This window comes from Paenibacillus terrae HPL-003, from assembly GCF_000235585.1.
Classification (GTDB): Bacteria; Bacillota; Bacilli; order Paenibacillales; family Paenibacillaceae; genus Paenibacillus; species Paenibacillus terrae_B.
This window is the reverse complement of sequence record NC_016641.1, coordinates 950,483-967,213: the sequence shown is the minus strand read 5'-3', so window position 1 is coordinate 967,213 and position 16,731 is coordinate 950,483. Positions and strand designations below refer to the sequence as shown.

Below are 16,731 nucleotides of genomic sequence, written 5' to 3'. Positions count from 1 at the left end.
ATAGTGTGCTGATTATGCATTCGTCAATTTATAGTTTGTGTTTTATGAAATAGTTAACGGGATTTTCGTAACTTTTGCCTTTATAATAAGTCTATTAACATAAGAGGCTTTTTTTGTTTAATTGATAGAGTTTAAAGTACATGATCGGAAAAGTCCGTTTGAATACAATGAAGATGGGAGAGCTATCATCCATATGGTTTTAGGGAATAGGAAACATGGCAATGAGAAGGTAGATGGCAGAGGGATCATTAAAAGATGGGCTGTTTTGACACTGGCGGGAGTATTGTGGGTTGGACCCGTAGCCGGAACAGGTGCCCTAATTCCTTTAAACGACTGGATGTCTGCGCCGATTGCGAGTGCAGCTTCCGGTTCAACTGTAAAGTTGGGGGAAGAAATCATTACTTCTGGTGCAACATTGATGAAATATCGTTTTAAAGGCTCCAAAGGAACAGCGTTAGCTGATATCGTCCGGGTAGACTTGCAAAATCCATACGTCAAGCTGGATGTTATGACCGGGAAAAATGGACAGTTCACGACTCGTCAAAGCACAGGTGGTATGGCAAAAGAGACCGGAGCAGTCGCTGGTGTGAACGGAGATTATTTTAATACCTCCAGCGAGGGTGCCCCGATTGGTGGACAAGTATCGAAGGGAGTATTGATGTCTACTCCGTCTGATTTAACGGGGATGTATGCTTTTGCAGTAACCAAGGACGGTTCCCCAATGGTGGAGCAGTTTACCTTTGAAGGAACAGTAAAAGCCGGGGATGGATCAACTTTCCCTTTAGCGGGGATGAATAAGGCTTCGTATTCGCCTGAAACGAGTGGAAGCAGCTATAGTCATTCCAACGCTATGTATATTTATACATCTGCCTGGAAGGCAATTGAGCGGCCGAAAAACAGCTCAACAACGCCTACCGAGGTGTTGGTGCAAAATGGTGTGGTTACACAAATTTCCAACGACGCTACATTGAATATGACTGTGCCGCAGGACGGCTATATTTTACGTACTCACGGCAAAGCGGCCGATTATGTCAAAGCCCATCTGACAGTGGGAGAAACGGTAGAAACCAGCTATCATCTTCGTGTCAAATCGACAGGGAGTGAGGTGGATCCTTCCAATCTCCAGATGATGATTGGCGGACACACCATATTGGTGAATGACGGTCAGAAAACTTCGTTTTCCCGCAGTACAACGAGCATAGGCGGGACGAGGGCGCGGACGGCTTTGGGATATTCTCGTGACAAGCGTTACGCTTATGTCATTGCCGTTGAGAAGAACGGGAACAGCGTTGGTGTATCCCTGAGTGAGCTGCAAACGCTGATGAAAGATATCGGTGTCTGGAAGGGTATGAACCTGGATGGCGGCGGCTCCACCACGATGGTAACCCGCGATTTGGGGGATACGACAGCAGGGCTTACGTTCAATACGGAATACGGTACGGAGCAACGGAGCGTCGTGAACGGTGTGGGTGTGTACACCAGTGCGCCTAAAGGGACGCTCAAAGGCTTCACGATTAAAGGCAATAAAACGCTGCTTATCGGTCAGACCGGAAGCTATTCTTTTAAAGGCTATGACACCTACTACAATCCGTTCGATACCTCGAATGTACAAGTGACGTGGAAATCGAGCAATCCGTCTGTGGTGTCGGTGAGTGGTGGGGTTGTGAAGGGGGCCAAACCAGGAACAGCTACGTTGACGGCGTCCAGTGGCTCAGCCAGTGCTACAACCAAGGTTACTGTGCTGGGAGCAGATGAAATTTCATCACTTACAGCAGGCAGTGGGACAGGATCGCTTACGGCAGGAGCTAAAATTGCGGTTCCGGTAACTGCAAAGACGAAAGACGGCCAGAGCGTCAGCATTTCGTCAGATGCGCTCAAATGGGAGTTCATCGGCTTCAAGGGAAGTGTTAAGGACAATCAGCTTACAGTAAACACGGTGGATGCGGGTGTGAAAACGGGCTATGCCATCGGTCGCTACGATGGTTTCAGCGCGGTCGTCTTCCTGTCTGCTGGCGGGGCGAGCACAAACAACTGGGAGAACTTCGAAAATGTTTCGTATCCGGTTGACTTTACTTCGAATGTGGAAGGCGTTACCGGCACAGCGGCTGTTGTACAAGGAGATGGCGACCATGCCAATTCCAAAGTGCTTGAGCTGAACTACGACATGACGAACGGCAGTGGTAAAATGTATGCCTACGCCCAGTTGAACGGTACAACTGGCAAAACGCTCGAACAAGCGGCTACATCCATCTCGATTGATGTTAGAGGGGATAAGAGCCTGAACTGGTTGCGTGCGGAGCTGGAAGATGCCCAAGGCAAAACGGCATATATAGACCTGGCCAAAGTGATTGACTGGAACGGCTGGAAAACAATTAACGCAGACATGAGCGGTTTGAATATTTCATATCCGGCGAAGCTCAAGCGCCTGTATGTAGTCAATGTGGCAGAAGGTCAGGATGAGCGCGCTAAGACGGGTAATATTGCTTTTGATAATATTTCTTTTAATACACCGGGAACGGTCGGAACCGAAGGACTCAAAAAAGGAACGGCTCAAATGACAATCGGACAAAAGTCAATGACTGTGAACGGGACGCCAACAACAATTGATGCGGCTCCGATGACCCGCAACGGCTCAACGTATGTGCCGATCAAGTACGTGCTGGACGCTTTTGGCGGGCAAGCCAAGTGGAACGCAGGCGATCAGCGGATTACGATTATGCGTGGTGGTGTGCTGATGGATTTGACGGTGGGTAAAAAAGAAGTCGTCCTGAACGGCAAGCGTCAGAGCACTGATGTAGCGCCCATTGTGTTAGGTGGTAGGACTTTAGTCCCATTAAGACTCGTGTCAGAGCAGTTAGGAATGGCTGTAAAATGGGAACAAGAAACGAAGACCATTACCCTCCAGTCATGATATGGTATGATATATACTTGAAATGCTAGGATTGGAGTAGAACATTTGTGGACTTTCAAGCCGATATCATAGACCGAGTCATTAAGAATGCCATCCAGGTGATGGAGAACAGTAAATATCAGATGTTCGAAATTTTGGACACGGCCCGGACCGAGCTGCTCACATTAAATCAGGAACTCCAGAGCGTCCTGAAGGAAACGGCGGAAACGATTGAAAAGGTGGACCAGTTGGAGATGAACTATCGGCGGTCCCGTATTCGGCTGACTGAGGTCAGCCGAGACTTTGTCCGCTATTCGGAAGAGGATATCAAGCAGGCTTACGAGAAAGCAACACAGCTTCAACTCGATGTGATGATCTTTCGCGAGAAGGAAATGTACCTCAAGGCCAGAAGAGATGATCTTCAAAAGCGGGCTAAAAGTGTCGAGGCCTCTGTCGAGCGGGCCGAAACCATCGGTTCGCAGATGGGCGTCGTGCTGGAATACTTGTCTGGTGAGTTGGGACAAGTAACGCGGATCATCGAATCGGCCAAAAACCGGCAGTTTATTGGTCTGAAAATTATTTTAGCCCAGGAAGAGGAGCGCAAGCGGATATCCCGTGAAATTCACGATGGACCTGCACAGCTTCTTGCGCATCTAGTGCTTAGGACGGAAATTGTGGAAAGAATGATCGCTAAGCAGGAATTTAAGATGGTCCAGGACGAAATAGTAGACTTGAAGAAACAGGTTCGCTCCAGTCTTGAGGAAATGCGAAAGGTTATTTTCAATCTGCGTCCTATGGCCCTGGATGACTTGGGACTTATTCCGACGCTCCGGAAATATGTGCAGGATTTTGAAGAGAAAACGAAGATTAGATCGCTTTTTGAAACAAGGGGCAAGGAACACCGTCTCTCTTCCGCGATGGAAGCAGCCATTTACCGTCTGATCCAAGAAGCTTTGACCAACGCTGCCAAGCATGCTTATCCTACCTATGTGCTTGTTGAGATTACTTATCAGGCGCAGCTTGTAAAAATCGTGGTGCAGGATAACGGTCTGGGCTTTAAGCCAGAGCTTTTTCAGCAGAAAAGCAAAGATCATGGACATTTTGGTCTGATTGGTATGCGGGAAAGGGTTGAACTGCTCGAGGGGAGAATGGAGATCGAATCAGCTGAGAATCAAGGCACCAAGATAGTGATTCATATCCCAACCAACGTGGAAAAGGGAAAGGAGTAACAACATGGAAAATCAGGAAATTAGTAACGCACCCATTAAAGTACTCTTGGCGGACGATCATCAGTTGTTCCGTGAAGGGCTTAAACGTATTTTGAATATGGAGGACGACATTGAGGTCATCGGTGAATGTGGCGATGGTATTCAGGTGTTGGAGTTCTGTAATGTAGAGAAGCCGGATATCGTTCTGATGGACATTAATATGCCTATTGAAAACGGTGTGGAGGCAACTGAAAAACTGCGTGAGATGTTCCCCGATGTCAAAGTTATCATTCTGTCCATCCATGATGATGAAAGCTATGTATTCGAGACGTTGCGCAAGGGAGCTAATGGCTACCTGTTAAAAGATATGGAGGCCGAGTCCCTCATTAACGCGATTCGCTCTGTACATGAAGGGTATGCGTTTATTCATCCGAAGGTAACGGGTAAACTCATTCAGCAGCTCCGTCGGATGACGTACCTGAATGAAACCGGGGCTATGGCTGAAGGTCATACCAAGGAAGCTGGCGTGAAGTTCGTCGCAGGCGAAAATAACCCGCTGACCCGTCGTGAGGCTGAAGTGCTGCGCTTAATGGCAGAAGGCAAGAGCAACAAGATGATCGGTGAATATTTATTCATTAGTGAAAAAACGGTCAAAAACCATGTCAGCAGTATTTTGCAAAAAATGGAGGTTGATGACCGGACACAAGCGGTTATTAACTCAATCAAATACGGATGGGTTACGCTGTAAAGTGTAGTCTTTGAAACCCAGTACATAACCGTGACACCTCTTCCTGCTATACGGCATATATTGTCGCTATAGGAGGAGGTGGAACCTTCGTGATGGCTCATTTGGTTTGGATATTGCTTATATATGGTCTGGGAGCCGCAGTCGTGCATCTTATGTATATACGGCAGGCGGTTCAAGCTTATCGCAATGGCGATGATGTGTGTGCGTTATCTTCGGATCAACGGCCGACCCGTTATATTGTCATTACTTCTAATGACGGAGAACGTGTGGAATGGGTGATGCGTTCATTGAGCATACTTGCCTGGTTACGTCGGAGGCCGCTGCATGTGACGGTACTGGATGATGAATCCGAGGACGATACGCTGCCGATTCTTACACGGATGATGCGTTACAGCCATATGGATGTCTCGGTCATTTCATATCGTTTTTCACCGGGAAACCCGGTTTTACCGAGGTCAGGCGGTGAAAAGCAGGTTGTTATTGACCTCAGAACAGCCAACCCGTTGGTGGATGCTCCACTTGTTCGTTAATGACAAAGTATTGTGGACATTACGGTCGAAACCGGATATAAATGTTTATAAGGAATTGCATATGCAAGATAAAAGGGATTTCGCTGAAATCCTAATGATGTGAAGCACACTTCAGGCTATGAGCCATGGAAGTGTGCTTTTTTGTTGTTATAAGCAGAAGGGAAAATAAACACTTGAGCAGTGGAAGGGGTGCCAAATGAAAATTGCGGTATATGCGGTCAGGTATAGGGGGAAATGGGATATTCGCTTATCCGTGGATATTCGAGTAGATATGACATGGTGGCTGATAGGGAACGAGGGACAGGAGAATGCTGTCGAAAAATGGGTGATACTGGGGCGAGAGCTTCCATTGCCTTGGGGCGTCAAGCTGTGTGAAGTGTTCAGGGGATCACCGGACATGAAGCGACGGACAAGGGAGCAATGGTGGCAATACGTTCTCGCGCAGCTCAAGGATGAGCTGAATTCAGAGCCTTTTGATGGAGAGCAGAATTTGACCGGAGGGATCGATGCTATATGTATTTGGGATGGGCAGATGTTCCATCCAAGCAGCATGATGTTTGGGAGAGGGAGTGAGGAACGGAGAATGGCAGGAGTAACGTACCTCAGTCCAACAAGGGATTTTAACAGTGAAATCGAAAAACTGGATATGGAGTGTGTGGCACGACAAGCAGATATGCTGGCTGATTTGCTGTCAGGACGCCAGTTGCTCGTTCCGGAAGCTGAAGCGCTGTTGGCTGAGGTGGCGCCAGGTTTGGAGCGCGTTTGGCGCTCAGCTGCGCAGCTCGCGTACTTGCAAGGCCGGCTCAGGTTTGCTGCTGGCCTTGCACCACATACGCGCCGGTCCGCCGCGCGTGATCTCCTCCGCTGCAACCGTTGCGGCAGCGGGACGATGTACCGCACGGGCTGTGCATCGTGCGGACGCAGGGCGTGCGCCTACTGCGAGACGTGTCTCGCGCTGGGGCGCAGCCGTGAGTGCTCGCTGCTGCTGCGTGGTGCAGCGAAACCCGCCGTGCCGCGCACGGCGGACACAGCCTCGGCCGCGAAGCTTGACCGCTGGGGGCTGAGTCCTGCGCAACGCGCCGCCGCCGAAGCGGCGCTGCGCTTTTTGGCCGCACCGCCCGGTGGGGTGCGGGGGCGCTCCCGCCCGCAAAACCTCTGGCTCCGGCGGGCGAGCTACTGCGGCGTGGCATGGCTGCACGCCGGGGGTCAAGCCCTGCTGCTGCGCCGCAGGGCAATGTCCCTGCCCGCGACAGCAGCAGCGGGCGTTCTTCGCCAACAACTGGCGAAGGTGTATGGCACATGCCTGGCGTCGGAAGTAAGGCCGATGCCGCGGCAGAGCGATTTTTACTCTGGGCCGTGACTGGCGCAGGCAAGACGGAAATGATGTTTCCACTCCTGCAACATGTGCTGGAGCATGGAGGAACGGCGCTTGTAGCGACACCGCGTCGGGATGTGGTACTGGAATTGGCGCCCCGTTTGGCAACCGCCTTTCCCCATGTAAGCATGGTGACCCTCTATGGAGGCAGTGATGAACGCTGGCAAGGGGGGCAGCTGACACTTGCAACAACTCATCAGCTTCTGCGTTATCGTCAGGCTTTTGATCTGGTTGTCATTGACGAGATTGACGCGTTTCCTTATCACAATGATCCTATGCTCGCCTTTGCCGCACAGGCTGTGTGTAAGCCGGAGGGGAAATTTATTTATTTGTCTGCTACTCCACCGATACTATTGCAAAAAGAGGCTGCACGGGGCCTATTACCGCACGCCAAGGTTCCCGTTCGTTTTCATCGTCATCCACTGCCTGTCCCATTCCGTTTGGAGACTGCTTCGGTGAAGCATTGGCTGCAAAAAGGGCGGCTTCCTGCATCCCTGATTCAACGCTTGTTCGCATCCATACATCGCGGTGCTCAGGTTTTCCTGTTTGTAACACGAATCTCACATATTCAGTCTCTAGTACAATTGTTGATCAAACGCCTGCCTGATATCCCAATTGCGGGCACTTCATCCCAGGATGAAGAGCGAAACGCTAAGGTACGTTCCTTTCGGGCAACTGAAATACGTGTACTGGTCACAACCACTATTTTGGAGCGCGGTGTGACGGTTCCACGAAGTGATGTGTATGTACTGGACGCGGATAGCAGCCTTTTTGATGAAGCCTCTCTGGTACAAATGGCTGGTCGAGCAGGTAGGTCGAAGGATGACCCGTGTGGAAGCGTCGTTTTTACATCTCCCCAATGGACTCGCGGCCAAAAGAGGGCGATTAGACAAATTAAGCGCATGAATACACTAGCGCGAAAAAAGGGCTATCTACAGGAGGTAAAGCATTAAATGCGTAAAATAAAAAAAACTTTTTTTGAAAATGTGAAACCTGATGCTATATTGACACGTAAACTACCAAGAAAGGTGCATTTTGTATGAAAATGATGCGCAGAGTTCAACTTTTATTGAATTGGCTACTTCGGCGTCAGTCGGAAACATGTATCGCTTGTGGAATTCACACTGGGAGTTTTTCCGAGTTTCCCGGGATTTGTACTTCTTGTTCGGCTCAAATTCCCTGGATTCACAACATTCGATGTGTTCATTGTGGACGCTCGACATTTTGCCCTGATTGTGTAAGGTCTGACCGGACAGTACGCTACTATGTGTGTAATCGGAGTGCGACTAGCTATACGCCTATCATGAGAGAGTGGATTGGGCAGTTTAAGTACCGCGGAAATGAAAAGTATGGTCCACCGCTCGGCGAGATGATGCATCGGGCTTATCAGGCTATGAGATATGAGTTTGCTGGTCTGGAATATTTCCGTTTCCATCGGTCTCTGCGGAGTGTGAATTTGGTGACATGTGTTCCGGTAAGCGATACTCGATTGACAGAGCGAGGTTTCAATCAGGCTCAAATTTTGGCGGAGGAGCTTGCCAGGCGGAATAAGCTGCCCTTTTTACCTTTACTTGCTCGTCCACAAGATACTGGGAAACAAAGCTTCAAAACAAAAAAAGAACGCACAGACACAATGTATAATGCGTTCTCTGTTGTGCCAGGTATGACGGAGTTAATTAAGCATTTTGTTTTAAACGGTGACTTTCAACACAAAATGGAGAAGCATAAATATGTTACTGTTTTGCTGGTGGACGATATTTATACAACTGGCAGTACTTTACAAGCGTGTGCGCGTGTTTTAGGGGAAAAGGCATCCGAAGAGGGTATACATATGACCATTTTTTGTCTGACTTTGGCAAGGTCATAAGCCTGAATTTCATGTCCCCTTTACGAGAGTTTTGGTTTAGAGCCAGGAAAAAAGGTTCATATCGTTCCGAGAAAAGCCCAAATGCTAGAGCAGAGAAGCCTTTTAAACCGCACAATAAGCAAGATTTGACAACGAGATAGAGAGAGGTATATAATAAAAATATAGACACAAACTAAAAGTAAGGAAGTGAGGGATGAAAACAGAATATTTCAATTTAGAGGTTGATTTATTTGGAAAATAGGAGTACAATTTCTATCTGTTGATAGCTAACATGGTTTGGTAATAAATGATTAGCTAACGACAACAGAGCGGACATTGGGAGTGTCTCGCTCAGTAGTAAAGCAGTTAATTAAAATTTGACTTAAAAAAGAGGAGAGAAAAAATCATGAAAAACGTAATGAAAAAAGTAGCAGTATCTAGCATGTTGGCAGTTAGTTTAGGTGCAGTATCTCTGTTGAGTCCACTTGCATCTGGCAATGCACTGGCAGCATCCGGACAAGAGCGCAATAAAGATACAGCAGAACTACAGGAAATGATTAAACAACAAGAAGCAGCACAAAGAGCATTCGAAGCAAAAGTTTTCGGAATCCAAGCAACTGAAAATGCTACAACCACAACACCAGCTCAACCAGCTACTGAGAACAACAATCAAGCAACTACAGCGCCAACAAATACAACTGTAACACCAGCTACTGTAAATACAATCACAGTAAGTGTTCAAGATGGCGATACGCTGACTTCCATTGCTGAAAAATACGGTGTAACTGTTGAAGAACTGCTTAAAATCAACAACCTGATTAAAGTAGGCCAAGAACTGCAAGTTCCACAAACAAACACTAATAAATAATTCATTATAAATTCATAATAAAATGTTTTTATTAAACCAAGTGTTTGACTACAGTATACGGGAAGGCCTCTATTAAAACAATGCTTTTTTGAATAATTATTTGTGAAATAGCATGTTTTTTTGGACTGCAAATTTTCAATGGTGCGTCTACACTTATCTTCAGATAGATTTTAAGCTGGGATGATGTTTGTCGCATTGATATAATGAATACCCACACTCCATGTGCGGAGCATTCGTATGGGCGCCGTCCCCCCGGATTTGTAGCAGTTACTTGGTGGCATTCGGGGCACAGGTAAACATGAATTCTTCTGAGGATTGTTTCGCCCGGTTTTTCCCTCATCTTGATTCGTATATCTACATTCATTTATACTCATATACAGCTATTTTAATTATAGTGAAGCGCTATTCCCAGAATAACCGGAATGGCGCTTATTTTATTTTAATCTAAAAACCTGAGCGTTGTATGACGATAAATAGACACATGCATTAGATTGATCTGGGAGAAATCATTTGTCTCCTTAGGTTACATGCGATTTGCATATCTATATATATAGATGTAAGGAAAGATTTGATGTTAGGTTATGGCTCCATTAGCTGGTATGGGATTAAATGCTTAGATTTCTCGGTGCCCTTCCTAATACAGAGTATGTTAAGCATTTTGTACCTTTATTATGATATCGTACAAAATGTGCAATTGTGTAAAATCTATCACTCTTTTTTGAAAATATTCGCTAGACGAGGCTCTTAGGTATAAGGTAATGTAAGGATGCACTAATACAAGACCGGAAACAGGAAAGGGGCGCTGCAGAAGATGAACTTGGATAACTGTCCTCGCTGTGGAAAGCTGTTTATTATGAATGTTAGAGGAATCTGCCAAAACTGTATTAAAGAAATTGAGCTTGAATACGAGCAATGCGTCAAATATATACGTGAAAATAAGGGGATTCATATGCATGAGCTTTCGGAGGCTACCGGGATATCCGTTAAGCAAATTACGACCTTTATACGTGAGGGACGTATTTCCATTGCTAATGCGCCTAATATGACGTATCCTTGCGAGGTATGTGGGACACCGATTCGGGAAGGGCATATGTGCGATTCTTGTCGAACACGTCTGACCAAAGACCTGCATCAGGCCGCCAGCGAAAGCAGCAAGCAGGATCAGAGTAATGGTATGGGTTCAGGTACCTACAGTGCGATTGATAAACTTCGCGGAAAGTAGTACAAGGGAATTAAAAACGAATTCAGCTATTCAAAAAGTTTCAAATACCGCCGATAATCTTTATAGAGCTTATCGGTTTTTTTATTTTTAGCAAACATGCACAAAATAAAGAAGTAAGACATAATACGAACCATGTTCGACGCTATGTCGTCTGATACATTCTGACCATTTCAAATAAATAAGGAAGGTGGAAGTTATGAAAATTAACGAGACCAACCGCATCGGAGCCATTAACCCATATCAACGGAATATTGAAGCAGGACGCCAAGAGGAACAAAAGAAATCCCGTCGCAAGGACGAGGTCTCGATTTCCCCGGAAGCGATGGAAATGCTGAACCGTAGCAGTGACGCAGACCGCGTTAAAAAGATTCAGGAGCTTAAGCAGCAAGTAGCTTCCGGAACCTACCGTGTGGATGCTGACAAAATTGCAGAGAAGCTGTTACCTTACTTCAAACAGTCTTCCGAAAGCTAGGTGAAGGATATGCCTTTAGAGCGCCTGATTGATGTGTTGGAGGACCTCAGAGTGTCACATCAGCAATTAATTACATTAGGAGAGCAGAAAAAAGATGCGCTGATCTCCAATCGGGTGGAACAGCTTATCGCTGTCATGAATCAGGAATCGAAGCTTTCCAAACACATTGAGCAGTTGGATGAACAACGCATGCAGGCTGCATATGCATTTTTGCAGGAACGTGGCATTAAGTCCAGGTTGAACCTCAATATTACGGAATTGTCACGTCTCGTTTTTGATCTAGAAGACAAGCAGCGGCTCCTTGATATTCAAAAAAATTTGGCGGATACCCTTCAAGAATTGAAGGAACTAAATGAGTTGAATCAACAGCTTATACAGCAGGCGATTTCCTATATCGATTTTTCCATTGAGAGTATGTCATATTATGCGGAATCGGAAGCGACTTACCAGCGCCCAGCTGATAAAAGTATATCAACTGTGACGGCGGGCCTATTTGATACACGCGCCTAATAGAAGGAGGAAAACATGGTCTCAACATTTCATGGTATAGAAACAGCCAAAAGAAGCTTAAACACACAAACGGCAGCATTAAATACAACCGGACACAATATTTCCAATGCCAACACAGCCGGTTATTCCAGACAAGTGGTCAGCATGAAAGCCTCTGAATCTATGGAGGCGTATGGCTTGAACCGTTCTGTTGTAAGAGGTCAGATGGGTACAGGGGTTGAATTTACCGCTATTGAGCGTGTTCGTCAGACATTTCTGGATGACCAGTACCGTAACGAAAGTTCTTCTCAAGGTGGCTGGGATATCCGCTATGATACGCTGAACAAGCTTGAGACCATTATGAACGAGCCCTCGGATACGGGGATCCGCAAGGTCATGGATAACTTTTGGGATGCATGGTCTGATCTAAGCCAGGACCCTCAGGATGTCACGAATCGCAAAATTGTAAAAGAGACTACGCTTGCTCTGACAGATGCTATGAATCAGGCCAGCAAACAGCTGGATGCACTCAGTTCTGATTTGACTAGTAACGTTACACTAAAAACAACTGAGATGAACTCATTATTGCAGTCTGTAGCGGATTTGAACGGTAATATTTATAAACTGGAGCAAATTGGAGATAATCCGAATGATTTACGGGATCAGCGGGATTATGCGATTGATCAGTTGTCCAAACTTGCGAATGTGCAGGTAACTCAGCTGGATAACGGCTATCAGGTAACGGTGGCCGGACAAGTAGCTGTTGCGGGTACAGAGGTAACTGCTATTACGGCGGCTGGTCTTGAGGCTGCATATCAGGGGGGGACTTTAACCGGCGGAGAAGTATACGGTATGATTCTATCCCGGGATAAATATGTAGCGGATTACAAGAGTCAGATGGACCAGTTGGCTAATACGCTGGCAAATGGCAACATTGAAATTACTTTGCCCGCAGGTACAGTTCTACCCGAGGGAACGGTACTGAATTCGGGTGTCAATAACACAGCAGTTACTTACTCGAATGCGAATAACAATAGAACCTTGACAGCCGATTTGAAGGTAACCGTACAAGGGATTAATGGTCTTCATCAGCTAGGGTACACGCTTAGTGGTACGACACCGGAAAAAGGTGGAGCGTTTTTCACCTCCAAAGATGGGGCTGCCATTACAGCAGGTAATATTACGCTGAATAAGGATATTCAAGATGATCCCAATAAAATTGCCAGCTCTTTGCGGGTGGATGGAACGGGTACGGCGAATGAGAAGGTAACCATAGGTAACAATGCTTTGGCATTGACTATGGCGAGCCTGAAAAATGTGAAGTTTGGCTTTAATACCACTCAAGCCCAGACTACCACGGTTGATGACTTCTTCAGTTCAATCGTAGGACAATTGGGTGTCCAAACCAAGGAAGCAGAGCGACAATCACAAAATGCACAACTGTTGACCGAGCAAGTGGACATGAACCGTCAGTCGGTCAGTGGGGTGTCATTGGATGAAGAAATGTCCAATATGATCAAATTTCAGCATGCTTATAGTGCAGCCTCTCGGTTCATGACTACATTTGACCAACTGTTGGACAAGCTGATTAATGGTACAGGCCGCGTAGGTCTCTAGTATAATGAGAAGGTGGAGTAAGGTATGCCAATTCGAGTAACCTCAGGGATGACCAATATGCAACTGCTCAGTAACCTGAATCGGAATAACAATAATATGGGCAAGATGGAGAACCAGATTTCTACAGGTCGTAAGTTGAATAAGCCTTCAGATGACCCAGTAGGAGTAACTTATGCTCTACGTTATAGAGCTGAACTAGCATCAAATGAACAATACAAGACTAATTCAGATGCAGCTATAAGCTGGTTAGATTTTACTGATACGACTATGCAACAGGCCAGTGATGTAATGAAGCGGCTTAAAGAGCTGACAGTTCAGGCTTCAAGTGAAACACTTCCTCAATCCGCCTTGGATTCGATTAAACTGGAAGTTGACCAACTAAAAGAACAAATGATGAACATTGGTAACAGCCAGCTTCGTGGGAAGTATGTTTTCAATGGGCAAAATTACGATCAGGCACCGTATCAGCTATCAGCAACCGTCACGAGTTATGATCAGATTAATCCGGATCAAGGTGCCGTCAGTTATGCGATCGGGGACCAAGATGCATTTCGGGTAAATACATCAGGCAGTGATTTTTTCGGAAAATCAACAGAAGCTGATAATGTTTTTAAGGTCATAGATTCGTTATCTGCTGCATTAACCAATGGGAATAGTACGGCAATATCAAGTCAACTTTCAAGCATTGAATCCCGTTTTACCAAAATGCAAACAAGTTTGTCTGAAGTAGGTGCGCGTACAAATCGGGTTGAATTGGTACAATCTCGTTTGGATGAACGTAATTTGAATCTGACAACACTTCAAGCCAAAACAGAGGATGCTGATGTTGCCAGCCTGATGATTCAAGCTACATCTGCTCAAACTATTTATGAGGCTGCTTTGAAATCATCTGCCAAGATCATGCAGCCATCTCTGATGGACTTTATGAGTTGATTTTTGTCTTTGACATTTGCAACTTGAAGCTATGGACGAATGGTCCGTAGCTTTTTTGTTACTATTTATAGGAGGAGTTACTAATGACCCCAAAACAGAAATTAGATGAAGGAAAGCAAGATGCAAACACCATTCTTTATGTGTTTCCAAAAGGAATACCTGGCTTTGAACAACTTCGAGAATTTCAACTACAGGAGCATAATGAATTATTTAGTCTTTTCAGTGCAGTAGAGCAGCCTGCTACAATTTTCATTACTGTAAATCCATTTGATTTCTTTGATAATTATGAATTTGAGCTGTCTGATGATGCTCTTGAGGACATTGGAATTACCAATCAAGAACAGATAGCAGTACGATGTATTTGCACATGGAACAGTGATCAATCCAAAACAACGGTTAATTTGCTTGCGCCTTTAATTTTTAACATTGAACAACAAACAGGGAAGCAAATTGTTTTGCAGAATACAGACTATACAATTAAGCATCCATTATGGAATGGAACAGAGTCCAGCAAAGGCGGTGAGTCCTGATGCTCGTATTGACGCGTAAAAAGGGTGAATCCATTGTGATTCAGAATGATATCGTCATTACTGTTCTTTCCGTCGAAGGGGATAATGTTAAAATTGGTATTTCTGCTCCTAAGGATATCGATATTTACCGAAAAGAAGTCTTTGAAGCTATTCAGCAAAATAACCAAAGTGCAGTTATGGATTCGAATGCCATTCAAAGTGCAATGTTGGAGATGGATAAGAGAAAGTCCTGATTCACCAATAATAGCGGAGCATATTCATTGAGGAGGGCCGACACAAGTAAAGTGTCGGCCTTTGTTTGACTAGATTTTATGTTAAATTATCTGGAACAGTAATTGATATAACCATGTACTCCACCGTTTATCGTAATATAGAAGATCTCCACTTGGGTGGTTTCGGAAGTTTGATAGCTTAAGTATAGGCGTGGACAGGTCGGACTTGGATAAAGTAATCATTGCGTAAAATGTGAGTGGTAAATCGAAATAACCAGGTCGTAAACTTCTAAGAAAATATTTCAAAAAAAATCGAAATGCTATAAACAATTCTCATCATAGAGTCGATATATATTTTAGAGCGGTAATTCTTCAGGGCGGCCGACCTGTGAAGACGCTTATACCACAAGGACGTGGGAATCAAACCATTTCAGGGAGGAAATATAAAATGATTATCAATCACAACTTACCTGCAGTAAATACACACCGTAACATGCAATTGAACAACACGGCAGCAAGCAAAAACATGGAAAAATTGTCTTCGGGTCTGCGCATCAACCGTGCAGCTGACGATGCTGCTGGTCTCTCCATTTCCGAAAAAATGCGCGGTCAAATCCGTGGTCTGGAACAAGCACAACGTAACGTTCAAGACGGTATCTCTTTCGCACAAACAGCTGAGGGTGCAATGAACGAAGTATCCTCCATGTTGACTCGTATGAAAGAACTGGGCGTTCAACAATCCAATGATACTTACAGTGCTGGCGATAAATCCAACATCAAAGCAGAGCTTGGTCAATTGGGTCAGCAAATTGACGCAATCCTGTCAAACACTAAATTCAACGGTATTGCAATTTCCGGTGGATCAGGTGTGAAAATCCAAGCTGATGATGACAAGTTCGTAATTACTATTAAAGGTATTAGTTCTGCTCGTTTCAGAGGTCTTACTTCTGGAGTTAAGTTGTCTGCTACAACAGCTGCAATTGAAGCGGTTGCTAAGCAACGTGCAAACTTGGGTGCTATGCAAAACCGTCTGGAATACACTTCCAACAACTTGGGCACAACTGTTGAAAACCTGACAGCTTCCGAATCCCGTATTCGTGATACTGACATGGCAAAAGAAATGGTTACTTTGTCCAAAAACAACATCTTGCTGCAAGCTTCGCAATCCATGCTGTCACAAGCGAATTCCGCGCCACAAGGCGTACTGTCGTTGCTGCGTTAATTTTAAACGACAGCAGTTACAAAAAAAGATCCTGCTTTTCGCAGGATCTTTTTTTTGTTTTTATTTTAGCTTTTTCGTAAATAATTGCACTCATTTACCGATATATAATGTATTGGCATTTCAAATACAGAACGGTTTTATTGTGTCTAAAACTATGAATGGAGGTTATTCTATGGACTCGATGATCCCCTCTAGCACTGGAAATCTGTTGCCGATTCAGCCATCAGCAGGAATACAACGTGGAGCCCCTTCAGATGCAGAAACGAATTATTCTGTTGCACAAGATGCTGTCCAAACAACCAATATAGGTGGTACAGCGCAGAAACAGCCGACACATGAGGAAGCAGTTTTGGAGCTGCAGAAAGCAATTGATGCTATTCAAGGCCCACAGAAGACACTTGAGATCTCTGTGCATGAGAAGACACATGCCATCATGATAAAAGTGATGAACAAGGAAACGGGAGATCTGATTCGTGAGGTACCTCCCGAGAAAATTCTGGATATAGCCGCTAGAATGATGGAAATTGCAGGAATCATTATTGATAAAAAAGTATAGGGGGATATACAAT

The 16,731-nt window shown here is 45.3% G+C and carries 15 protein-coding genes and 1 pseudogene; all 16 read left to right on the top strand.

The genetic code is table 11. From position 1 onward, the window contains the following. Positions 1-193: 193 nt before the first annotated feature. Positions 194-2,911 carry a stalk domain-containing protein gene (locus tag HPL003_RS04570; protein ID WP_043922556.1) on the top strand — a complete coding sequence of 906 codons (2,718 nt, stop codon included), beginning with the start codon at positions 194-196 and terminating at the stop codon, positions 2,909-2,911. Positions 2,912-2,958: 47 nt separating this feature from the next. Continuing rightward, positions 2,959-4,119: a sensor histidine kinase gene (locus HPL003_RS04565; protein WP_014278441.1), complete on the top strand. Its 1,161-nt coding sequence runs from the start codon at positions 2,959-2,961 to the stop codon at positions 4,117-4,119. 4 nt (positions 4,120-4,123) lie between these two features. Beyond that, the gene (locus tag HPL003_RS04560) at positions 4,124-4,846 is read left to right on the top strand and encodes a response regulator (RefSeq protein WP_007432713.1); all 723 of its coding nucleotides are present in this window, start codon (positions 4,124-4,126) and stop codon (positions 4,844-4,846) included. Between the two features lie 89 nt (positions 4,847-4,935). Continuing rightward, positions 4,936-5,376: a hypothetical protein gene (locus HPL003_RS04555; protein ID WP_014278440.1), complete on the top strand. Its 441-nt coding sequence runs from the start codon at positions 4,936-4,938 to the stop codon at positions 5,374-5,376. A 637-nt stretch (positions 5,377-6,013) separates the two neighbouring features. After that, positions 6,014-7,704, top strand: a pseudogene (locus HPL003_RS04550) (ATP-dependent helicase ComFA); the annotation flags it as partial. A 536-nt stretch (positions 7,705-8,240) separates the two neighbouring features. Then, positions 8,241-8,618: a ComF family protein gene (locus HPL003_RS04545; RefSeq protein ID WP_238533446.1), complete on the top strand. Its 378-nt coding sequence runs from the start codon at positions 8,241-8,243 to the stop codon at positions 8,616-8,618. A gap of 385 nt (positions 8,619-9,003) precedes the next feature. Then, positions 9,004-9,465 carry a LysM peptidoglycan-binding domain-containing protein gene (locus tag HPL003_RS04540; RefSeq protein ID WP_014278438.1) on the top strand — a complete coding sequence of 154 codons (462 nt, stop codon included), beginning with the start codon at positions 9,004-9,006 and terminating at the stop codon, positions 9,463-9,465. A gap of 811 nt (positions 9,466-10,276) precedes the next feature. Continuing rightward, positions 10,277-10,687 (top strand): TIGR03826 family flagellar region protein, encoded by a 411-nt coding sequence (locus HPL003_RS04535; protein ID WP_014278437.1) that lies wholly within the window; start codon positions 10,277-10,279, stop codon positions 10,685-10,687. 196 nt (positions 10,688-10,883) lie between these two features. Continuing rightward, on the top strand, positions 10,884-11,159 hold the full coding sequence (flgM, locus tag HPL003_RS04530; RefSeq protein WP_014278436.1) for a flagellar biosynthesis anti-sigma factor FlgM: 276 nt from the start codon (positions 10,884-10,886) through the stop codon (positions 11,157-11,159). Between the two features lie 9 nt (positions 11,160-11,168). Then, on the top strand, positions 11,169-11,669 hold the full coding sequence (locus tag HPL003_RS04525; RefSeq protein WP_043922301.1) for a flagellar protein FlgN: 501 nt from the start codon (positions 11,169-11,171) through the stop codon (positions 11,667-11,669). Between the two features lie 15 nt (positions 11,670-11,684). Next, a complete protein-coding gene (flgK, locus tag HPL003_RS04520; protein ID WP_014278434.1) occupies positions 11,685-13,265 on the top strand; it encodes a flagellar hook-associated protein FlgK in 1,581 nt (526 codons plus the stop codon). Positions 13,266-13,289: 24 nt separating this feature from the next. Continuing rightward, positions 13,290-14,198: a flagellar hook-associated protein FlgL gene (gene flgL / locus HPL003_RS04515; protein ID WP_014278433.1), complete on the top strand. Its 909-nt coding sequence runs from the start codon at positions 13,290-13,292 to the stop codon at positions 14,196-14,198. Positions 14,199-14,281: 83 nt separating this feature from the next. Further along, entirely contained in the window at positions 14,282-14,728 is a 447-nt protein-coding gene (locus HPL003_RS04510; protein ID WP_014278432.1) for a flagellar assembly protein FliW, read from the top strand. Continuing rightward, complete coding sequence (gene csrA / locus HPL003_RS04505) at positions 14,728-14,961, top strand: carbon storage regulator CsrA (RefSeq protein WP_014278431.1); 234 nt, start codon at positions 14,728-14,730, stop codon at positions 14,959-14,961. Before HPL003_RS04510 ends, csrA begins: the two co-directional genes overlap by 1 nt. A gap of 427 nt (positions 14,962-15,388) precedes the next feature. Continuing rightward, positions 15,389-16,162, top strand: coding sequence for a flagellin N-terminal helical domain-containing protein (locus tag HPL003_RS04500; RefSeq protein ID WP_014278430.1), 774 nt, complete (start codon positions 15,389-15,391; stop codon positions 16,160-16,162). A 172-nt stretch (positions 16,163-16,334) separates the two neighbouring features. Continuing rightward, positions 16,335-16,718 carry a flagellar protein FlaG gene (locus HPL003_RS04495; RefSeq protein ID WP_014278429.1) on the top strand — a complete coding sequence of 128 codons (384 nt, stop codon included), beginning with the start codon at positions 16,335-16,337 and terminating at the stop codon, positions 16,716-16,718. Positions 16,719-16,731 lie beyond the last annotated feature (13 nt).